This is a genomic window from Bacillus sp. UMB0893, from assembly GCF_002858905.1.
Taxonomy (GTDB): Bacteria; Bacillota; Bacilli; order Bacillales; family Bacillaceae; genus Bacillus_P.
On sequence record NZ_PKLB01000002.1, the window covers coordinates 100,891 to 122,205 of the forward strand.

Genomic DNA, 21,315 nt, shown 5'->3' on the forward strand with positions numbered 1-21,315 from the left:
TATTATAGAAAAGGGTCCTATTTTCCTATTGATAAGGAGGGTTTTTCTTGAAAAAAATATTAGCAGGTTTCCTAGTTGCCTCTCTTTTTTCCTTAATAGCCTGTTCAATGACTGAAGAAGAAATTCAAACTGCAACAATAGATCAATCCAAGAAGACTTTTTCAAGCAAGCCTTCTTCTGCGAATGAAGAAAACGGCGCTATTAAATATCATTTGCCAGAAGGCTATGAAGTAGAATCAGCAGAAAATAATAATTTGCTTTTCAAAAGGGATGATCAGCAATATATTCTTTTCGTGAACGAAAATGAAAAAGAGAACAGTACGGTTTTCTATGATTCACTTCTTGAACAATATGAAGATCCTATAGTAGAAGAAACGTTTAAAGATAAAGATCGTTTTGGATACGTTCTTGTAGACAAGCTCAAAGACGAGAAATATGAGGTATCAGTCGGGATTGGCGGAGTGAAAATGACAACCCAGACAGATAGCGGTGACGTAGCGGATGCTGCGGAACAAATGATGGAAATTGTATCTTCTGTTAAATATTAATTCACCAACCCCCTTAGACATTCTAAGGGGTTTCTTTATGCCGGAAAAGTCCAAACTATTGGTAACAGCAGTCTGTATTTGGTATGATTCGAGTGGATGTACTGATATTAAATGAAACGAAATAATGGAGGTTTTATAGATGGAAAAATTACAATCAATGGATCAGTATCAGGAAGTGATCGGGCAGGAACATGTAATTCTTATGTTCTCAGCTGACTGGTGTCCGGATTGCCGCTTTATTGATCCGTTCTTGCCTGAGCTGCAGGCGGAAAATAGCGACTATACATTTTACTATGTCGATCGCGACAAATTCATTGATCTATGTGCGGCATTAAGTGTATTTGGCATTCCGAGTTTCGTTGCATTTCATAAGGGTCAGGAAACAGGGCGTTATGTTAATAAAGAACGTAAAACAAAAGAACAAATCCAAGAATTTATTAATGGATTAACTGCATAAATGCTTTTAACGGACAGGAAACTGGCCGTTTTTAATAAGACCGTAAAACAAAAGGAGAAAATCCAAGAATTTATTAATGGATTAACTGCATAAATGTTTTTAACGGACAGGAAACTGGCCGTTTTTAATAAAGACCGTAAAACAAAAGGACAAAATCCAAGAATTTATTAATGGATTAGCTGCATAAATGCTTTTAACGGACAGGGAGCGGGATTTATCATGAAGATGACTTCAAGAAAGATGTCGGAGCTGATTAAGGAGCGCTTACAAAACAAAGCGTGGACATGCCAGTTTGACAGAGAGAAAGATCAATTGCGAATTGAAGATGAGACCACAAAAAAAGGAATGACGATTTCTCTGCCGGGCATTATTGCAAAGTGGGAAGAGAAAAAAGAAACAGCTCTGGATGAATTGATTTATTATATTGAGGAAGCGCTGACGGCTATGAATGATCGTCAGGAATTGACAGGGAAAGAAAAGGGGATTTTTCCAGTTATCAGATCTACTTCATTCCCTCAAGAATCTTCAGATGGTATTAAACTGATGTTTGAAGACCATACAGCTGAAACAAGAATATATTACGCTCTTGATTTGGGCAATTCATATCGTCTGATTGATAGGAAGATGATGGAGAGAGAAAATTGGACGTTCAGTAAAATAAAAGAAATGGCCCGATTTAATCTCCGCTCCTTAGAAACAAGGGTTAAAGAAGATCAAGTGGCTGGTAACGTTTTTTACTTCCTTAATGCAAATGATGGGTATGATGCCAGCCGATTGCTGAATGATGCCATCCTTGATTCTTTCCATGGCAAAGTGGAAGGGGCAATGGCGATTGCTGTTCCTCATCAGGATGTACTCATCATTGCGGATATCAGAAATGAAACAGGTTATGATATTTTAGGACAGATGGCGATGAGCTTTTTTGCAAGCGGAAGGGTTCCGATCACTGCACTATCCTTTTTATATGAAAATCGTGAACTTGAACCGATTTTTATTCTTGCAAAGAACAGAGCAAAAAAGGAAGAGGAAGGGCGAAAATGATGCGCGTTTTTTATAACAGAGAAGGTGTAGGCGATACCCTGCTTATTTCATTGAATGAGGTTTCTGCAGAAGAAAGAGCTTTTGAAATAAAGGGAGACGCTGTTCGGATTTTTAACAGCAAATCCGGTGAGACAGCCGGATACAATCTTTTCAAAGCCTCAGAAAATGTTGAGTTGGAAGGAAACGGAACCATTGAGCTAACAGATCAGCTCGTAAGGAAAATCAATCATATCATCAATGAAAACGGATTTGACGAGCAGCTGGAAGTTGATTTATCTCCAAAATTTGTTATTGGTTTTGTGGAAGAAAAAGAAAAGCATCCTAACGCTGATAAGCTGAGTGTGTGTCAAGTCAACATAGGAACTGAAACACTTCAGATTGTATGCGGTGCACCAAATGTAGATAGCGGACAAAAGGTTGTGGTTGCTAAAGTTGGAGCAGTTATGCCAAGCGGCCTTATCATTAAAGATGCTGAGCTAAGAGGCGTTGCTTCAAGCGGAATGATTTGTTCTGCAAAGGAGTTAAATCTGCATGATGCCCCGCAGGAAAAAGGAATTTTAATAGTAGACGATCATTATGAAATAGGTGCTGATTTTTTCAAAAATTAATGGACTCCCATAAAGAGAAAACTTAAACCGTACTTTATAATGAAAGAAAAAAAGTCACTAGGAATATTTCTAGTGACTTTTTTCATCTTCAAAAGATAGAATTAACTGTTACAATAGTATTGTAATAAAGACGAAACCTTTGAAAGAGTGGTTTTTATGAGTTGGTTTTCAAAAATGGTAAATTATTTTACCGGTGAAACAGAAACAGACAAGCAATTAGAAAAGACAGCAGAAGAAAAAAAACAAACAGCGGCAGTTCAGGCACCTGTACATAAAGCACCTGTGCCAAAACCAAACCCTAAAACAAAAGTAGCCTATCAGTATCCTGAAGGGAATTTCCGATTTCCGATTATTCCAGACAATCAAAAAGTCCGCGCAGAACCTAGAGGAAAAAGTTCAGGAAATGTGAGACGAGAGAGAAGTACACCAGAGAAGCGCCAACAATCAAGAAAAGTACCTGCCAGAACGTCCAGGATGGATTCAAACGAGTCATCAAAAAGGACTTTCCATCCAACTGAGATTCCATCGCCAATCTACGGTTTTCGTCCAAGAGACAATCAAGAGCCGTTAGAATATCGAATTAGTCCAAGATCACACGAGAATAATAGCAGCGTTCCAGAAGGCAGCTTGTTTAAGAGCTTTCAAAGAGCGGCTCAGTCAACTGAATCCGTCTTGTCAAAGATGAACGAACATAAACGTGCCGAAATGATGAAAAGAGAAACAGTGCCTCTGACGGAACAGAATATTCGCTATCCGCAATCAGGCTCTCAGGTTAAAAATAGAATAGAGGCAAAAGAACCTGTGTTGAAGATTGAGAAAGACCCCGGCACGAAGGCAGAGCTTATGCTGGAGAGCAGCGAATCAGAAGAAAAGGTTTTACAGAATGAGAGCATCACTTCCATGAAAAAAATTCCATTTAAACCTTCAAATGAGATCGCTGAACGCGAAACAGGCAGTGAGTATGAAGCGTTCGAAGAAGATTTTGTTGGAGAGCACAGCTCATTCTCAAACGAAGAAATAGCAGTATCTGCTGAAGCGACAGAAGAAAAGGACGTTGTGATAGATGAACAAGTCCTGCAACATATACTTCTGTCTAACGAGGTTCAAGAACACGATTTAGAAAAAGTGAAAGAAGATGCAGCTTCCGAGTATGCTTTAGAAGAGCTAAAAGAAGATGCAGTTTCGGAACCTGCAATAGAAGAACTGTATGATGAGACGCCTTATGGACATATTTTAGAGGAAATGCACAGTGAAGAAGATTATGAGAGTCCAGCTGAAGACATTCATATGAAAACTCCTGCAGTCGATACTGAAGAAAAACGGCCGGAAGAAATAGCAGAAGACCGTTCAACTAAATCAAAGGTTCCATTTAACGTCATGATGTTTGGCAGAGATAAGCAAAAACTGACTAAAACATCATCGCCTGCATCAGCCTATCAATTTCCATCACTTCAGCTTCTGAATATTCCTCCGAAGGAATTTGTAGACGATATTGATTGGCTGAGAGAACAAACCGAACTGCTGAACGTTACTCTTGAAAATTTTAACGTGAAAGCAAGAGTCGTGCATGTTACACAGGGTCCAGCCGTCACTAGGCTTGAAGTACAGCCTGAGCCTGGCGTAAAAGTAAACAAAATTACTAATTTAACAGACGATATTAAACTGAGTCTTTCCGCTAAAGACATTCGGATTGAAGCGCCTATTCCAGGCAAAAACAGAATCGGAATAGAAGTGCCGAACAGACACAGCAAAATGGTCTACTTGCGAGAAATTCTCAGAAGTGCTGATTTTAGAAACAACCCATCTCCGCTGACCGCAGCCCTGGGCTTAGATATATCAGGGCAGGCTGTTGTAACGGATTTGAAGAAAATGCCTCATGGTTTGATTGCAGGTGCTACAGGATCGGGTAAAAGCGTATGCATTAATACCATTTTAGTCAGTCTGCTTTACAAAGCATCTCCTCACGAGGTTAAGCTGCTTTTAATTGACCCGAAAATGGTTGAGCTTGCACCGTATCAAAATATACCTCACCTTGTAAGTCCTGTTATAACGGATGTAAAAGCTGCGACTGGTGCATTGAAATGGGCAGTTGAGGAAATGGAAAGACGTTATGAATTATTTGCCCATGCAGGAGCAAGAGATATTTCACGATACAATGAACTCGCTGCAAAGCATAAGAGCGGAGAACATTTGCCTTATATAGTCATCGTGATTGATGAGCTTGCAGATCTGATGATGGTGGCTCCTGCTGATGTTGAAGAAGCGATTTGCCGAATTGCCCAGAAAGCAAGGGCATGCGGTATACATCTTATTGTTGCCACTCAGCGTCCATCAGTCGATGTCATCACAGGGTTGATCAAGTCAAATATTCCAACCAGAATTGCATTTTCTGTGTCTTCACAAGTAGACTCACGCACGATCATTGACTCCGGCGGAGCAGAAAAATTACTTGGAAAAGGCGATATGCTCTTTTTGGAAAATGGAACATCAAAAGCGGTCCGAATTCAAGGGAATTTTGTGTCAGATGAAGAAATTGAACGTGTCGTAGATCATGCAAAAAAACAAATGAAGCCGCACTTTTTATTCGAGCAGGAAGAATTGATGAAAAAGTCATCTATAGGTAACGAAGAAGATGAACTTCTGCTTGAAGCATGCGAGTACGTTGTGGATCAAGGAGGAGCTTCGACTTCAAGCCTGCAAAGAAGGTTCAGAATTGGCTATAACCGTGCTGCCCGGCTTATGGACATGATGGAAAAACAAGGAATAATCTCAGAAGCCAGGGGCAGCAAGCCGCGGGAGGTTTTGATCACCGAAGAAGATCTGGAAATCATTCAGGAGAGCGGTATGTAACTTTTCAAAAAATGATAGATAAGAAGTTATTCTTAGTAATAAATGGGAAAACTGTTTAGAAGAAGTTTTCCCATTTAGATAAACTTTATTAGAGACAGATATTCTGCCTGATATTCGTATTATATAGTGTGATGTGGAATAAAATTACATTCTGATTCCGCACTTGCCAAGTTCATGGATATCGTTTAATATGCATGAGGCAGGGCAAAAATTGCACACAGGATCATATTTTACAGTTTTCTCAAAAAAGGATGCTGTTTTGCGTTTTGTCCGCAAATTAATCGCAAGCTAAATTTACATATCGCTATCTAATGCAGCCCGGTTTAATATGGTGTTGCAAATTGGGATAAAAATCATATAATGTCAAACAGATAGACGTTTGTTGGAGGTTCTATTTATGACTGTTTACCATTTCGTTGGGATAAAAGGGACGGGTATGAGTGCCCTCGCACAAATTCTGCACGATATGAACTATGAAGTTCAAGGATCAGATATTGAAAAGACAATTTTTACTCAAAAAGCTTTAGAACAGCGCGGTATTCCGTTTTTTCCGTTTTCAAAAGATAATATTAGAGAAGGATTAACCGTTATAGCTGGAAATGCGTTTCCTGATTCACACCCAGAGATCGAGGAAGCATACAGCCTTGGTTTGGAAGTTATCCGCTACCATAAGTTCTTAGGTGATTTTATGAAGAAGTTTATCAGTGTGGGCATTACAGGCGCACACGGGAAAACTTCAACAACTGGCTTACTTGCGCATGTTATTCAGGGAGCAAAGCCAACTTCGTTTTTAATTGGAGATGGAACAGGAAGAGGAATGGAGCAAAGTGAATATTTCGTATTTGAGGCATGTGAATATCGAAGACACTTTTTATCCTATTATCCCGATTATGCCATCATGACGAATATTGATTTCGATCACCCGGATTACTTCAGCAGCATTGATGATGTGTTTAATGCGTTTCAGGAAATGGCTATGCAAGTTAAAAAAGGCATTATTGCATGCGGTGATGATGAATACCTGCAGCATATTCAAGCTAATGTCCCTGTTGTTTATTACGGATTCAGTGAAGATAACGATTTTCAGGCCCGCAATGTCGTGAAGGCAACTGATGGCACCAGTTTTGACGTGTTTGTCAGAAATACATTTTATGCCTCATTCAAAATTCCTACATTCGGAGATCACAGTGTGCTGAATGCACTTTCTGTCATTGCTCTTTGTCATTATGAAGAGATTGATGCGGAAGTGATCCAGGCGCAGCTCCAAACATTTGAAGGAGTGAAACGCCGTTTTAACGAGAAAAAAATCGGCAGCCAAGTGCTGATTGATGACTATGCACATCATCCGACTGAAATTACAGCGACAATAGACGCTGCCAGACAGAAATACCCTGACCGTGAAATTATTGCTGTGTTTCAGCCTCATACCTTTACGCGGACACAATCATTCTTGGATGAATTTGCAGACAGCCTGATGAAAGCTGACACAGTTTACCTTTGCGACATCTTTGGATCAGCCCGTGAAAATGCAGGAAAGCTGTCCATTCAGGATCTGCAAGATAAAATTGATCAAGCAGCATTAATTGATGAAGAAGAAACGGCTGTATTAAAGAAGCATGAAAATGGAGTTCTTGTTTTCATGGGTGCAGGAGATATCCAAAAATATCAGCAGGCTTACGAAAAGGTGCTGGCATAATAATTACAAAAAGCATGAGCGTAATCGCTTCATGCTTTTTTGTATTAAAAGTTACTTTAAGTTTTCAGGATTTAGCCCAGCCAGTTCATCAATGACAAAACGGCCATCTTTACGGATCAGGACTCCGTCAAAATACATTTCTCCGCCGCCGTATTCTGGACGCTGTATATTAACCATGTCCCAATGAATGTTTGAATGATTATCATTGAATGCATCATCATAACATTGACCAGGCGTGAAATGGAAGCTGCCGTCGATTTTTTCATCAAAAAGAATATCTTGCATTGGGTGCTGGATGTAAGGATTCACTCCGATAGCAAATTCTCCGATATATCTTGCACCTTCATCTGTGTCAAAGATGCTGTTAATGCGTTCTGTATCATTTGAAAAAGCATCTATAATTTTTCCATCTTTGAATGTTAGTTTTACATTTTCAAATGTAAAACCATTATAAGGTGATGGAGTATTGTATGTAATCGTTCCGTTTACCGAATCACGGACAGGAGCTGTGTAAACCTCACCATCCGGTATATTCATTTCACCGGCACATTTAACAGCGGGAATATCTTTAATGGAGAAAACTAAGTCTGTTCCAGGACCAGTAATTCTTACTTCATCTGTTTTATTCATCAGTTCAGCAAGAGCATCCATCGCTTTGTCCATTTTGCCGTAATCAAGATTGCAGACATCAAAATAGAAATCCTCAAATGCTTCTGTGCTCATTTTAGCAAGCTGAGCCATTGAAGAGGTTGGATAGCGCAAAACAACCCATCTCGTTTTAGGGACGCGGATTTCGCGATGAACCTTTTGTCCAATTGTGCGGCCATGAAGCTTCATCTGATCATCAGGCACATCTGCAAGCTCATTGATGTTGTTTCCAGAGCGCAAACCGATATAAGCATCCATCTTGCTCATGACGCTAGCCTCAAACTCAGCCATCATTCCAAACTGTTCTTCCTGGCCGCCAAGCAGCAATGCACGGTCGACTTGATGATCTTTAAGAGAGACAAATGGGTATCCCCCTGCAGTATAAGCTTCCTTAACTAGGGCTGTTACTAGTTCTTTTTGAAGGCCAAAGTTTTCAATTAGCACCTTCTCGCCCTTTTGAAGCTTCACGGAATAATTTATTAGATTGTGTGCAAGTTTTTGAATACGCGGGTCTTTCAATTGAGTTCCTCCTTGGAAAGCGAAAAATTTAGTTTACAAACCTATTGTAACCGATGACATGATTAATTTTAAAAATTTTATTGAAAATTTAAAAACAGGGCCATAATAGGAAAGGATTCCATTTTCTTTTGTAGAATACTAGCTTTATGAATAATCTTTATGTTTATAATTAAAAACATGCGGGAAACAGTTAATATCGCTTACTTGGAGGTGCTGGAGTTGGAAATTATTTTATACTTAGCCGTTGCACTGATTGCAATTGCATTTACAGTATTAGTCGTTTACCTATCTAAAACATTAAAATCCCTTTCTTCAACCTTAAACAATGTTGCCGGGACACTGGCAGGGCTTGAAAATCAGATTCAGGGGATTACGCTGGAAACGACACAGCTGCTACATAAGACAAACGCTTTAGCAGAAGACATTCAGGATAAATCAGAAAAACTGAATACGGTTGTTCACGCCGTTCAAGGTGTTGGTTCTTCTTTGCAGAACTTCAATGATTCTGTTCAGAAAGTATCGACCTCTGTGAGCACAAATCTTGAGAAAAACCAGGAGAAAATTAGCCAGGTTGTACAGTGGAGCAATGTGGCAATGGATGTCTGGGGTAAATGGAAAATCAAGAAACAAAAACAGGAGAAACAGCCAAGTCTATGATTTCGTTTTCAAAAAATATAAAATAAGAATCACATTAGGGAGGAATTTATCATGAGTAAAGATGGAATCAACAGTAAAGATTTTTTAATCGGTACGCTGGTAGGAGGCATTGTAGGTGCAACAACAGCGTTGTTCCTTGCACCAAAATCAGGTAAAGAACTCCGTGATAACATTGGTGAACAAGCGATTATCGTGAAAGAAAAAACAGGTAAAATCACAAACGACGCGCTAGAAAAAAGCAATGAATTTGCAGCTATAGCAAAAGAAAAATCAGCAAATTTATCACAGGTTGTTTCAGATCAATCTTCTCAAATCATGAACAAAGTACGTGATTTGAAAAGTACTTCCAAAGTTCAGGATTCAGGGCAATCTGAGAATAACCCTGAAAATGTGCAGTTGAATTTGGCACCTGAAGCGGCAAGTGATGATCCACAGCTGAATCAAAATTTGTCAGCTCAGTCATCAACTTCTACAGAGCATGCGGAAGAGCTGAAAAAACAAGTAAATAAAGAAATTGAAGATGCTAAAGAAGCATTATCTGAAAATAAACAGTAAAACCTTTCGGCAAAGTGGTTCACTTTGCCGATTGTTTTTATTTTAATGATGTTTCATGTACAATTTAAGAATCAAGATAGTAGGAGTGAAGGTAAGACGATGCCAAATACAAAGATTGATACAATTGAAGAATTTCAGGAAATTGCTGAAAGCCAAGTTGCTTTTCTATTTTTTAAAAATAGCTTAACATGTCCGATCGCTCAGGCTGCATTTGAAGAATTCGATGCTTTTACGAAAGAGCACGATTCTGTTGCAGCCTATTACTTAAATGTTCAGGAGGCAAGACCGCTTTCGAATTATATAGCTGAAACATACGGAGTTAAGCATGAATCTCCGCAAGCACTTCTTTTTAAAGGCAAACAAGTAGCATGGAACGATTCGCACTGGAAGATTACGGTCGAGTCATTAACGAAAAATGTATTATGAAAAATGGACAGCAGGGTTTCATTAACCCACTGTCCTTTTTTAATTCATTTTATTTTACCTGTATGTTTCCGCTTTTCTTAATACCATTTTATGCTTATTCTGTCTCCAGGCAGCAATGCTTCATGAAAAGCTGTTTCTTCTTCATTTTTAAGGAGAAGGAACTTTTTGCTGCCCTCTGCTGGTATTTGTATGTCGACAGCAGTAAAAACATCCTGAAAAATAAAAGAGCTGACAGGCTGTTTAACAATGGTTAAACGGTCTCCGTTTTTGATTTCATCGTCCAATTCTAGAAGCTTTTCGTTTCTGCGGACTTCAGCCATCTTCTTTTTAATGATTAATGGCTCATTATTATACAGCACTGTCAAAGCTTCATATGCAGCGATACCGAGCTCGTTTAATACTTCGCCAAGTGATGGAATGTCTGTTTTAACAGCCGTTATCTGATCCCATTCCTCGAATCCAGAAGAAAGAGCAGCGGGAATCTGGTTCACCATCACTTTTCCTGAAAAAGCATCAAGGTGTATGGATTTTTCATCTATTATAATATGAAAAGGGGTATACGGCCCTTTATCAGGCAGAATGTCTTTTATCTGTTCAGGGAAAGAGTAGGTAATTGAATCTCGATCGGTAATCAGCTGATGAATGTCAGCTGGCTTTCCATTCAATGTAATCCTTGCTTCTACCTGAACCCTTTCACCGTTTATGTTGACATGCTTTATTGGAAGGATATCAATTAAATCAGAGATGGCTACACGGAGCGATGTGCCGTCTTTCCCTTTTTCAATCGTGATTTCATCCCCATTTTTGATTTCATCATCTACAGAACATACCTGGCCATTTTTTAATAAGACAGGTGCCTCCCCATAGGTTCCGGGAATGGTAACAGCTTGTTCATTTAATTTTACGATATAGGACATTCCCGGCTTTCCATAGTATTTGTTCAATTGAATGCCGGAAGAAAGCAGACTGTCGGAAACGGTCAGTTTTTTCATATGAAGGAGCCGGATTGACCGTCCGTTAACTTTTACACTAAAGTATTGAATTGGATTTTCCTTTGAAGAAATTGCAATGCCGATTGGAGTAACAAGCTCTGGTCCTGTTTTCAGATGTTCTGCAAACCGAAGCTGTGTGATGGCATCAATACCTCTTATCGCTACCCGGTTGACTGGCAATCCGAGTTTTTCAGCCAGTACTTCTGGAAGCTTAGGTGTTAAGCTTCCTCCTCCTACCAGCATCACTGCTTTAGGGGAAGTTTGATTGTTCAATAAATGTATTTCATCCTTAATCGAACCGGCAAGCCGGTCTATGGCGTATTCTATTTGCTGAATGGCTTCTTCTTTCGGGACTTCATTTTCGAACCCTAAAATATCTTTTATATGAATTCGATCAGATTCAGTCAATTCTCTTTTTGCCTGCTCGGCTTCAGGAAAATCCAATAAAAACTGATCAGAAAAGGCTTCTGTTATTTCATCACCAGCAATCGGTACCATTCCATATGCTGTAACAGTTCCTTGATTTGTAATTGCGATATCAGATGTTCCAGCCCCAATATCGACCAAAGCGACATTTAATCGTCTCATGGATGCCGGTATTAAGACGTTTATTGCAGCGATTGGCTCAAGTGTCAAAGCCTGCATTTCCAGGTTTGCTCTATTTAGGGCTGCAAGAAGGGACTCTACGACAACTTTAGGCAAAAAGGTCGCGATGATCTCAACGGATGCCAATTTGCCTTGCTGATCTACTAAACTGCCAATCTCCTGGTGATCAAGTTTATAATGAATGACAGAATAGCCAACACAATCATATTCATGCGATTGCTCAGATTCTTCTCTGAGAGCCAGCTGTTTTTGAGCTTGCTGAACCCCCATTAACTCAAGATGAAAAATCGTTTCTGTCTGAATAATTGGCTTGCCTTCAATTTCAATCTGAGCTTCAGCACGTTCCGTTTTAAGGGCTCTGCCTGCTGCTGCAACACAAACCTTACGCAAAGGTCCATATTTTTCTTCAAGCTTCTCTTTAACAGAAGCAATGACCTTAGAAACTGAAATGACATCATGGATCTGGCCATCGAGCATCGATCGCTCTCCATGTTCCTGAATAACAGTGTCAATCACTTCATATGCGCCGTCTTTTTCGGCTAATAACAAACCGACGACAGACCTTGTGCCAATATCCAATGCAAATGTATATGTATCTTTTTCCAAAACAAGCACCTCTTTAGTTTGTCTAGCAATCTGAAAATAAGCGAATAAATGGCTTGATGAGCGCGCGAAAACACTTTATCACTTAAAAGCGTTTAAATGTTAAAGAAAAATAGGTGACAACAAGAAGTATTTTGTATATAATTATCACTAATTACTAAAGAAAATGTATCATATTTTCTTTTTTAAAGAAAGCTGATGCAAGCATGAAGCATGCTTAATAAGCACATGTTTTGAAGGGATGCATGTACAAGCCGGGAAACGGCTTTTCATAAGATTTTCTTCAATTTAAAAAACGCGAAAGGATGAGTGAGATGAGTAACGCCGAGTTAGAAGCATTGCGAGAGAGAGCAGAAGAGATTAATCTGCAGATTTTAGAGCTGATTAATGAGCGAGGAAAGTTAGTACAGGATATAGGTAAAGCCAAGGAAGCGCAGGGCGTTAATCGCTATGATCCCGTCCGTGAGCGAAGAATGTTAAACAAAATCAAAGAGAACAATGATGGACCATTTGAGGATTCCACATTGCAGCATATTTTTAAAGAAATCTTTAAAGCAAGCTTAGAGCTGCAGGAAGATGATCATCGTAAAGCTCTGCTTGTTTCCCGCAAGAAGAAGCCAGAAGATACAATTGTTGATGTAAAAGGCGTCAAAATTGGCGACGGCAGCCAAGTATTGATTGTTGGTCCTTGTGCAGTTGAAAGCTACGAGCAAGTAGCTGCTGTTGCAAAAGAGGCTAAAAAACAGGGCATCCGCTTATTGCGAGGAGGAGCATTCAAGCCCCGCACGAGCCCATATGATTTCCAAGGTCTTGGTCTTGAAGGCTTGAAAATCTTAAAACGTGTGGCAGATGAATTTGATATGGCTGTTATCAGTGAAATTGTGAATCCTGCAGATATTGAAACGGCGATTCAGTACATTGATGTCATTCAAATCGGAGCACGCAACATGCAGAACTTTGAATTGCTTAAAGCTGCAGGTGCAGTTAAAAAGCCTGTTCTATTAAAACGCGGCCTTGCTGCTACACTTGATGAGTTCGTAAATGCAGCAGAATATATTATTTCACAAGGCAATGATCAAATTATTCTATGTGAACGCGGAATTCGGACATACGAAACAGCTACTCGAAATACGCTTGATATTTCAGCTGTACCGATTCTAAAACAAGAAACACATTTGCCGGTAATGGTTGATGTTACTCATTCAACTGGACGCAGAGATCTGCTTATCCCTTGTGCTAAAGCAGCGCTTGCGATTGGTGCAGACGGTGTTATGGCTGAGGTTCATCCAGATCCGGCAGTAGCATTATCTGATTCGGCTCAGCAAATGGACTTCGATCAGTTTGGTGAGTTCATGAATGAGATTAGACCATTGACTCGTGTGAAGGCGTAACTTTTAAATTTTAATAATCCACTTTCTATAAGATCGTCATCGAAAACCTGAAGTAATAGGTTCTTGATGGCGATTTTTCTATTGTTTAATATTCAATATATTCCTATAGAACGGTTCTATTTATGTTCAGAGAATATTGATGTCGCTTTATCCAATGTGAATTAACTTCCCCTATTCCGCAAGAGCCTGTTCTATATAAGACAACTTCCCGTTTAATATCCATAGAATAAGTTATTAAAGAAATTTCATCCTGCTGTCTATTGTCTTTAGAACATTTAATGAGTTTCTGGGAGGTGATCATAATAAAGCGGTTATTTGACTTTTCCCTTTCTTTATTCCTTATAGTAATGCTTTCGCCACTCATAGTAGCCGTCGCACTGATGACGAGAATTAAACTGGGATCTCCAATTCTTTTTAAACAGCTGCGTCCAGGGTTGCATGGTAAAGCATTTACTATTTACAAGTTTCGAACGATGACAAATCTAAAGTCAAATACAAAGACATGTTCAGATGACTTAAGGCTGACCTCATTTGGGACATTTTTAAGACGATACAGTTTAGATGAACTGCCTCAGCTATTTAATGTTCTTAAAGGCGATATGAGTTTTGTTGGACCCAGGCCTCTATTAATGGAATATCTGGATTTGTATAGTCAGGCACAGTTCCGCCGTCATGAAGTAAAACCTGGCATGACAGGATGGTCTCAGATTAATGGCAGAAATGCGATAAGCTGGGAGAAAAAATTCGAGTTGGATGAATGGTATGTCGATCATCGCTCATTCTTTCTTGATATAAAAATAGTCTTAATAACGATATTGAAAGTCTTTCAGGGAAGAGATATAAACCAGGAAGGACAGGCAACAGCAGAAGTATTTAGAGGTAATCATATTAACAGATCGGAAGATTAATAGCGATTCAGCCATTCTTGGACCTGCAGATAAGCACGGAAGTTTGTATGACAGCATAATCTAGAACAGAAATTGAATAAATACTAACGCAACAAAGAGAGGAAGAAGGAAATGAAAGAGGAAACACTTGATTTTGGGAGTTTCTTTCAAATTATTTGGAAGCGATTTTGGATTATAATTCTTATTACGTCAATAGCTGTTTTGACTAGTGCATACGTTTCATTCAATTTGATCAAACCAGTGTATCAGGCCAAAGTGAATTTTTTGATCAGCAGTTATCAAGATCCTAAAAATTCAGTCCTTACCAGCAGTATAGATGACTCATTAAAGCTGGTCACTACCTATCAGGATATTGTTCAAAGTCCATTAATTTTAAAATCAGCTCAATCAGCTTTATCTGAAGAAGGGCACAACATCACGATTAAAGAAAAAAACATAAGTGTTAATCATAAAGAAGAGTCACAAATGTTTGAATTGCTTGTAGAGTATCCTGAGCGTGAAGAAGCCTTGCTAATTGGAAATGCGATTGCTGAATCCTTTGAAGAACGAGTACAGGACCTTATGAACTATAAAACAAATAATGTGAAAATTATGAATAAAGCAACGGTCAATCCAGATCCTGTTAGCCCTAAACCTCTTTTAATTATGGGGATAACATTTGTTATATCATTTATGGTTTCTATATGGATAGCACTGTTTATGCACAGTATAGCAAAGCGTCCGAACGTTAGTAAATGATTAATCCATGACCGCCATTCTATAAAAATTGATTTATATTGGCACGGTAAGGAGTCATCAATATATGCGACTCATTAAAGATACCTATATACTTTTTTCTGTCACAGCATTGGCTGCATTAGTCTCATTTGTTACCGGGATTTGGATAAGGAATATTCTAGGTCCTGAAGAATATGGAATTTGGCTTATCTTTTCATTGATTTTGACATATGGGTATCGAATACATCTTGGAATTTTAGATTGCTTTAACCGTGATTTCCCAATCATGTTAGGTCAAAGAAATTATAGAAGGGCCAATAAGGTACGAAATGTCGTATTCACTTGGATGATTGCTTCTTCAGGTTTGGCTCTTGCAGCAATCGTAATTGTATTGATATTGCCATTGTCAACTTTCGAAACAGTATTAAGTATTATTACGATTTTATTAATACCTCTTCAGAATTTGGCCCTGTATTACAACACAATATTTTTAACTATACAGCAATTCAATACTGTTGCAATTATTCAATTAATCATTGGATCTTTACAATATGTGCTGATGGGTATTTTTTCATTAATGTTTGGAATATATGGTTTGCTTATTGGTGTATTAGTTGGTAATACTATTGCTGTTTTTTTCGGTCATTCAAAACTGAAAATTAAACTGAAGATCGTTTGGGACTGGAAGATTTTAAGGGAAATGTTTTTGTACGGAATACCTATCACATTAATTGGTATTTTGCTGAATATCCTTATCACTTTAGATAGGCTCATCATTTTCTATTTCTTTGGTTCTGCTGCAGTTGGGCATTATGGCATCACCGCTTTTGTATATCAGGGAATCATGGTCTTGCCAGGCGTTTTTCATCAAGTCATGTATCCTAAGATCAGTTATAAATATGGAGCAATTGGTAAGAAGAAAGCATTAAAAAATATTGTTGTTAACCCGTCCATTCTGCTTTCCTATTTAAGTCCTATTATCCTGGGAACTTTGTATTTCATTTTTCCAGCTTTTATATACAATGTTTTGCCTCAGTATACTGCTGGTATAGATGCAGCTAGATTCATGATAATCGGAATGTTTTCTTTAATCTGGGTTACCTTATATGGACATTATCTTACAGTTGTTAATAAACAATGGACGTATTTTAAAATTCTGCTTTTTTCTGTCGTCCTAAATTGCATATTGAATATTTCTTTTGTGAAATTGGGTTTCAATATTGAGGGAGTTGCAATAGGAACAGCACTAACATATTTCGTTTATCCGATTATTATGATGTGGTTTTGTTTTAAAGATATGGGAGATCGCTTTATAGACTTTCTCAAACATGCTGCTTTAGCAATAAATCCTTTTATCGTTATGGTTGTATTAGTACTTGTTACCCATTTTCTTAAGTTCCATTTTATGATCAATTTCTTTTTCTTTATCGGATCCTATTTGCTGTTTATTTTTCTTTCTTCGAACCGTATTCCCATCCTTATCGCATATCGAAAAAAAATTGCCGAGATTATTAGATTAAGAATAAAAAAAAGGACTCTGAAATGACATGAGCTCATTTGGAGAAAAAGTAATGTCAGTATAGAGTCCTTTCTTTAAAATCTCCATGTTAGATGGGGTAAAAGAATTAAAGAGTTGCTTTTTTATAGAAAGAAATATTAAATGTTGGAAGTATTTCTCAAATCTTAAAGAATATTTTGAGAATACAAAGTGGGAAAGTTAGGTGATTACATGCTGTTTCAACACCATCTATTTCAAAAGATAAATTGGTTTATCCTGATGATTTGTGCTGCTGTTCCATTAGGATTATTCATTTCTTTAAATAATTTTCATGTGAATATATATTTGATTGTCGTGCTCTTAACCTTTTTCTTAGCCGTATTTCTGTCCGTATTATTCAAACATCCCAGCTATGTTATTAAAATCATTTTACTTGCTCTTTCGATCAGGATAGTGATTTTGATTGTCTTAAAAATATATTCGTTTCAAACAGGGCTGGAAGGATTTTTTCCTGGGGATGTTGATGCTTATGCCTATCACGGAGATGCATTAGAGGCCATAAGATCTCACTCATGGATAAATGCACTCGAAGGAAATCTTGAATATACCTATTTCGTAGCATTTTTTTATGATCTTTTTGGTCCAGATATGAACATACCTCAACTTATCAATTTAGGTGCTTCCGTTCTGATTGTTCCATTAGTTTATGAGTTAGGCAATAGAGTTGGAGGAAAGAAATATGCAATAACTGCCTCAATACTGTGGAGCTTATTTCCAAGTGCGATTTTTTGGTCAGTCTCTCTATTAAAAGATGCATTTGTTACGCTGGGAATGGTCTTGTCCGGATTTTTAATATTGGGCATTACGGAAAAGAAAATGAGATTAACAGATCTATCACTTGGTATATGCGGAATATTACTTGTTAGTTCGTTGCGTTCGCAGTTTTTATTGGCCATCGCACTTCCAATCTTAATCATGATTTGCTTTCAGCTATTTAAAGGAAACACCAATTTTCTTAGAAATTCGGTTTTCTTGGTTGTAGGCATCGCCCTCTTTAGCATGACATTAGCCGGAGAAAATGCATTTGATGCTTTGACGAACTCCACCTCTCAAGAAGAAACGGAGCGCATAAATGAAATTGCTCTAGATGGAGGATCAGGAATAGCACTTGTAACCATGTTCCCTCCTGAAATAAGGTGGCTTGTTCAGCTCCCATTCTCTATTTTTGCTCCTTTTCCATGGCAATGGCTGTCTGTTGGGCAGGGATTATACAGGGTCTCTGGTCTTGAAATGATCGTGTGGTATATTTTGTATTATTTTATCTGGAAAAATCGTCAAATTATCATAGCCCAAAATGCTGGAAAAGTTATTATGATTTACGCGTTTTCCGTATTTATCGCTGTTTCGTTCAGTTTGCCAAATATCGGCTCGATTTATCGCTATCGTTTAGCCGCCCTGGCATTGCTGCTGCCATTGGTTTTTTATAAATTTGCTAAAAAAAAGGACGGGAAAGGTTCACTTGATGAAAAATAGTGTTTTATTTGCAACAACAATTAGCAGGACTGTTGAGGCATTTTTAATTCCTCACATCCTCTATTTTCTGGAAAAGGGCTATAAAGTCGGGGTAGCATCCAATACTCAGGAAAATAAGCTTGAGAATTTAGAGAAATTAGGAGTAACCATCCATCATGTACCGTTCAGCAGAGCTGTAACAGATAAAGGGAATGTGGTTTCGTATAAGATAATTAAGAATATTATCAAACATTATCACATTCTCCATCTGCATACTCCAATCTCCTCATTTGTCACCAGGATGGCTGCCTCAAAACAACATACTATCATCTATACTGCACATGGTTTTCATTTTAACGAAAATGGCACTAGAATCACAAACTTTTTATTTTTTGCTGCTGAAAAAATAGCTGGATTCAAAACGAATAAGCTTATTGTTACGAATAAAGATGATCTCGCTGCCGCAAATAAAGTAATTTCAAAACAGAAAGTTCAATATGTAGGCGGAGTTGGGGTGGATACAAGTGTTTATAACATCGATATTTATTCAGAAAAAGACAAAGAAGATTTAAAGCATGATCTGAAATTGGACTTGAATAAAAAAATCATTACCCATATTGCTGAATTTAATCAAAATAAACGACAAATAGATGTTTTAGATGCTTGTGAGATTATAAAACAAAAAACGGAAAATTTTATCATTTTGCTAGTTGGAGAAGGTGAAGATTTTAAGGATATTCAAAAGAAAATCTATGACCGAAAATTGGATGCATATATCAAATGTCTAGGTTTTAGGGATGATATTCCAAGGATATTAAGTATAACTGACATTGGATTATTGGTTTCGATAAGAGAAGGTCTCTCACGTTCGATCATGGAAATGATGGCTATGAATATTCCGGTTATTGGAACCAATATTAGAGGAAATAGAGATCTGATCACCCATGAAGAAAACGGTTATTTAGTACCGATCAAAAATCCTCACCTGCTTGCTGAGAAGTGCTTGCAGTTATTAAACAGTGAAAATCTTTGTAAACAGTACGGCGAGTCAGGGAAGAGAAAAATTGAGCATCAGCATTCCATTCATCATGTTTTAGAACAAATGGAGCTGGTTTATATGGAACTGGAACTTTTGAGGAATTCATAAGAGCAGATGTACACTTGTATTGTCTGCTTCAAACTAAAGAGATTCAATATGAAGGACGTGTGTTTTTTTTTGAAGAAAATTCTTATCTTTGGATCAGGCGGACACGCTAAAGTTGTTATTGATATTATTGAAAAATCAAATGAATATCAAATTTATGGGCTAATTGATAGCTTTCGTCCTCCGCATCAAATTGCATGCGGCTACGAAGTAATAGGTGATGAATCAATCCTTTTAAAAATTCGCAATGAAATTTACGGGGGAATTGTTGCAATCGGGGATAACTGGGTTCGAAAAAAAGTTGTTGAAAAGATTATGGCTATTCAGCCCGATTTTAAATTTGTTCATGCCATACATCCTTCAGCCGTTATCGGAAGCAGCGTGAAAATAGCCGATGGTACGGTAGTTATGGCGGGAACTGTCATTAATAGCAATACCACTATTAAAGAACACTGTATTATCAATACTCATGCTTCAGTAGATCATGATTGCAGCATCGGAAGCTTTGCAAGTATTGCACCAGGTTCGACTCTTGGAGGAAATGTAACAGTAGGGGCCTGCACAGCTGTATCCCTAGGAGCAAAAGTGATTCACTCTTTAAATATTGGAAGTCATACAGTTATTGGTGCTGGTTCAACGGTTGTTCATGATATTGGTTCTAATGCAGTTGCATATGGCACACCTGCAAAGATAGTCAAGGCAAGAACACATGGTGCAAAATATTTATAATTGTCTATTGTAGCAGAAGTTAATTTTTTCCACATATATTCAATTTATTACGAATAGAGTAAATTGTAGCAGCAACTAGCATGTTTAAGGCTATTAATGGGGATTTTTTAATTATTTCTTCAATTAAGAATAGATGATTAGGAACATGCACCTTGGCTTTTTAAATATACTGTATGGCTGTGAGGGGAAATATAATGAAAAAAATATTATTAGAAAGATCCAATAAGTCATACTTGCCTGTAATCGACGCGTATATAAAATATTTCAATGGAAAAGATTGCGATTTTCAAATGTATGATTCTTCCAAGCTGAAAGATTTTCATACAAACGATTTCGATGCTGTTTGGAAGTTTATGGGCTTTGAGGTATTTCCAAAAAGCGATATTAAAGTTATCCATGAATACGCTTCTCTTTCAACTGGAATGTTTCCAAAGATTAAAAATGAATTAAAGAGCCGCATGAATCACAAACCTGATTTAAGAGTATTTTTAAGCGTTTTTATAAGAGAAGGCATGAATTTTAAAGATGATATAGATTACGTATATCGTGATATGGGTGTAGATGACATCTTTTTTAATTTTCAGAATTCCGATAAAAAGTATGATTGTGTATATGTTGGTTCAATATCAAAAGAAAGAAGCATTCACATATTACTTGATTATTTCAAATATAAATGCAAAAACCGAAGTCTCCTTTTAATTGGAGAAGTAAAAGATGACATTTATAAAAATTACTCTTATTGTGAAAATATTATATTCACTGGGAAACTCAGCTACGAAGATGTGCCTAAATATGCCTCTCAAGCAGTTTATGGAGTTAATTTTATGCCGGATAAGTATCCATTTAATATACAAACGTCCACTAAGTTACTGGAATATTTATCAATGGGACTGAAAGTCATTACTACAGACTATTTCTGGATTAATAACTTTATGAAAGAAAACGATCTGGATTTAATTAAAGTTGATGAAAAACTGGAAGGTTTAGAGAATTTGATTAATAACGATGAAAGAACTTCCCCAAAAATAATAAATATGGAGAAATTTAAATGGTCAAATGTTATTAAACAGTCATTACTTGAAGAGAAATTAATAAATTCTATCCTTCATTGAACTATTTATTATGCAGCATATAAACAAAAGGAGCTGGACTAAGACCTATGTGGTTTTTGGATCAGCTCCATTTTTTAAATATTATAAAAAGGAAGAGA

General features: G+C 37.6%; 19 protein-coding genes. 17 read left to right on the forward strand and 2 right to left on the reverse strand.

The annotated features are described in order from the left end of the window. Positions 1-47 precede the first annotated feature (47 nt). The 6 genes from CYJ36_RS06145 to murC all read left to right on the forward strand — a co-directional run bounded on the left by CYJ36_RS06145 (position 48) and on the right by murC (position 7,200). Complete coding sequence (locus CYJ36_RS06145) at positions 48-548, forward strand: hypothetical protein (protein WP_101565905.1); 501 nt, start codon at positions 48-50, stop codon at positions 546-548. A gap of 139 nt (positions 549-687) precedes the next feature. Next, a complete protein-coding gene (locus tag CYJ36_RS06150; protein WP_101565907.1) occupies positions 688-1,005 on the forward strand; it encodes a thioredoxin family protein in 318 nt (105 codons plus the stop codon). Positions 1,006-1,224: 219 nt separating this feature from the next. Further along, positions 1,225-2,046 (forward strand): DUF1444 domain-containing protein, encoded by an 822-nt coding sequence (locus tag CYJ36_RS06155; protein ID WP_101565909.1) that lies wholly within the window; start codon positions 1,225-1,227, stop codon positions 2,044-2,046. Beyond that, positions 2,046-2,654 carry a YtpR family tRNA-binding protein gene (gene ytpR / locus CYJ36_RS06160; protein ID WP_101566501.1) on the forward strand — a complete coding sequence of 203 codons (609 nt, stop codon included), beginning with the start codon at positions 2,046-2,048 and terminating at the stop codon, positions 2,652-2,654. Before CYJ36_RS06155 ends, ytpR begins: the two co-directional genes overlap by 1 nt. Before the next feature lie 156 nt (positions 2,655-2,810). After that, positions 2,811-5,504: a DNA translocase FtsK gene (locus CYJ36_RS06165; protein WP_101565910.1), complete on the forward strand. Its 2,694-nt coding sequence runs from the start codon at positions 2,811-2,813 to the stop codon at positions 5,502-5,504. 397 nt (positions 5,505-5,901) lie between these two features. After that, positions 5,902-7,200, forward strand: a complete 1,299-nt coding sequence (murC, locus tag CYJ36_RS06170) for a UDP-N-acetylmuramate--L-alanine ligase (RefSeq protein ID WP_101565912.1) — start codon at positions 5,902-5,904, stop codon at positions 7,198-7,200. A 51-nt stretch (positions 7,201-7,251) separates the two neighbouring features. Here murC and CYJ36_RS06175 read toward each other — a convergent pair whose 3' ends face one another. Further along, complete coding sequence (locus CYJ36_RS06175) at positions 7,252-8,367, reverse strand: aminopeptidase (RefSeq protein ID WP_101565914.1); 1,116 nt, start codon at positions 8,365-8,367, stop codon at positions 7,252-7,254. Between the two features lie 177 nt (positions 8,368-8,544). Here CYJ36_RS06175 and CYJ36_RS06180 point away from each other — a divergent pair, with 177 nt between their 5' ends. From CYJ36_RS06180 to ytxJ, 3 genes are all read left to right on the forward strand, one after another. Continuing rightward, positions 8,545-9,024, forward strand: a complete 480-nt coding sequence (locus CYJ36_RS06180; protein WP_374702789.1) for a DUF948 domain-containing protein — start codon at positions 8,545-8,547, stop codon at positions 9,022-9,024. Positions 9,025-9,075: 51 nt separating this feature from the next. Further along, positions 9,076-9,579, forward strand: a complete 504-nt coding sequence (locus CYJ36_RS06185; protein ID WP_101565918.1) for a YtxH domain-containing protein — start codon at positions 9,076-9,078, stop codon at positions 9,577-9,579. Positions 9,580-9,678: 99 nt separating this feature from the next. Continuing rightward, positions 9,679-10,005: a bacillithiol system redox-active protein YtxJ gene (gene ytxJ / locus CYJ36_RS06190; protein WP_101565920.1), complete on the forward strand. Its 327-nt coding sequence runs from the start codon at positions 9,679-9,681 to the stop codon at positions 10,003-10,005. Positions 10,006-10,082: 77 nt separating this feature from the next. Here ytxJ and pilM read toward each other — a convergent pair whose 3' ends face one another. Then, positions 10,083-12,209: a pilus assembly protein PilM gene (gene pilM / locus CYJ36_RS06195; protein WP_101565922.1), complete on the reverse strand. Its 2,127-nt coding sequence runs from the start codon at positions 12,207-12,209 to the stop codon at positions 10,083-10,085. A gap of 311 nt (positions 12,210-12,520) precedes the next feature. Here pilM and CYJ36_RS06200 point away from each other — a divergent pair, with 311 nt between their 5' ends. The 8 genes from CYJ36_RS06200 to CYJ36_RS06235 all read left to right on the forward strand — a co-directional run bounded on the left by CYJ36_RS06200 (position 12,521) and on the right by CYJ36_RS06235 (position 21,217). After that, positions 12,521-13,597, forward strand: coding sequence for a bifunctional 3-deoxy-7-phosphoheptulonate synthase/chorismate mutase (locus CYJ36_RS06200; protein WP_101565925.1), 1,077 nt, complete (start codon positions 12,521-12,523; stop codon positions 13,595-13,597). A gap of 302 nt (positions 13,598-13,899) precedes the next feature. After that, the gene (locus CYJ36_RS06205) at positions 13,900-14,505 is read left to right on the forward strand and encodes a sugar transferase (RefSeq protein ID WP_308315270.1); all 606 of its coding nucleotides are present in this window, start codon (positions 13,900-13,902) and stop codon (positions 14,503-14,505) included. Between the two features lie 111 nt (positions 14,506-14,616). Beyond that, positions 14,617-15,243, forward strand: a complete 627-nt coding sequence (locus tag CYJ36_RS06210) for a YveK family protein (protein WP_101565929.1) — start codon at positions 14,617-14,619, stop codon at positions 15,241-15,243. A gap of 64 nt (positions 15,244-15,307) precedes the next feature. Next, positions 15,308-16,768: an oligosaccharide flippase family protein gene (locus CYJ36_RS06215; RefSeq protein WP_101565931.1), complete on the forward strand. Its 1,461-nt coding sequence runs from the start codon at positions 15,308-15,310 to the stop codon at positions 16,766-16,768. 162 nt (positions 16,769-16,930) lie between these two features. Next, on the forward strand, positions 16,931-18,253 hold the full coding sequence (locus CYJ36_RS06220) for a glycosyltransferase family 39 protein (protein WP_142382681.1): 1,323 nt from the start codon (positions 16,931-16,933) through the stop codon (positions 18,251-18,253). Further along, the gene (locus CYJ36_RS06225; RefSeq protein WP_101565934.1) at positions 18,243-19,379 is read left to right on the forward strand and encodes a glycosyltransferase family 4 protein; all 1,137 of its coding nucleotides are present in this window, start codon (positions 18,243-18,245) and stop codon (positions 19,377-19,379) included. Before CYJ36_RS06220 ends, CYJ36_RS06225 begins: the two co-directional genes overlap by 11 nt. Before the next feature lie 69 nt (positions 19,380-19,448). Continuing rightward, positions 19,449-20,105 (forward strand): acetyltransferase, encoded by a 657-nt coding sequence (locus CYJ36_RS06230; protein WP_101566503.1) that lies wholly within the window; start codon positions 19,449-19,451, stop codon positions 20,103-20,105. 194 nt (positions 20,106-20,299) lie between these two features. Next, positions 20,300-21,217 carry a glycosyltransferase gene (locus CYJ36_RS06235; protein ID WP_180850106.1) on the forward strand — a complete coding sequence of 306 codons (918 nt, stop codon included), beginning with the start codon at positions 20,300-20,302 and terminating at the stop codon, positions 21,215-21,217. Positions 21,218-21,315: the final 98 nt, after the last annotated feature.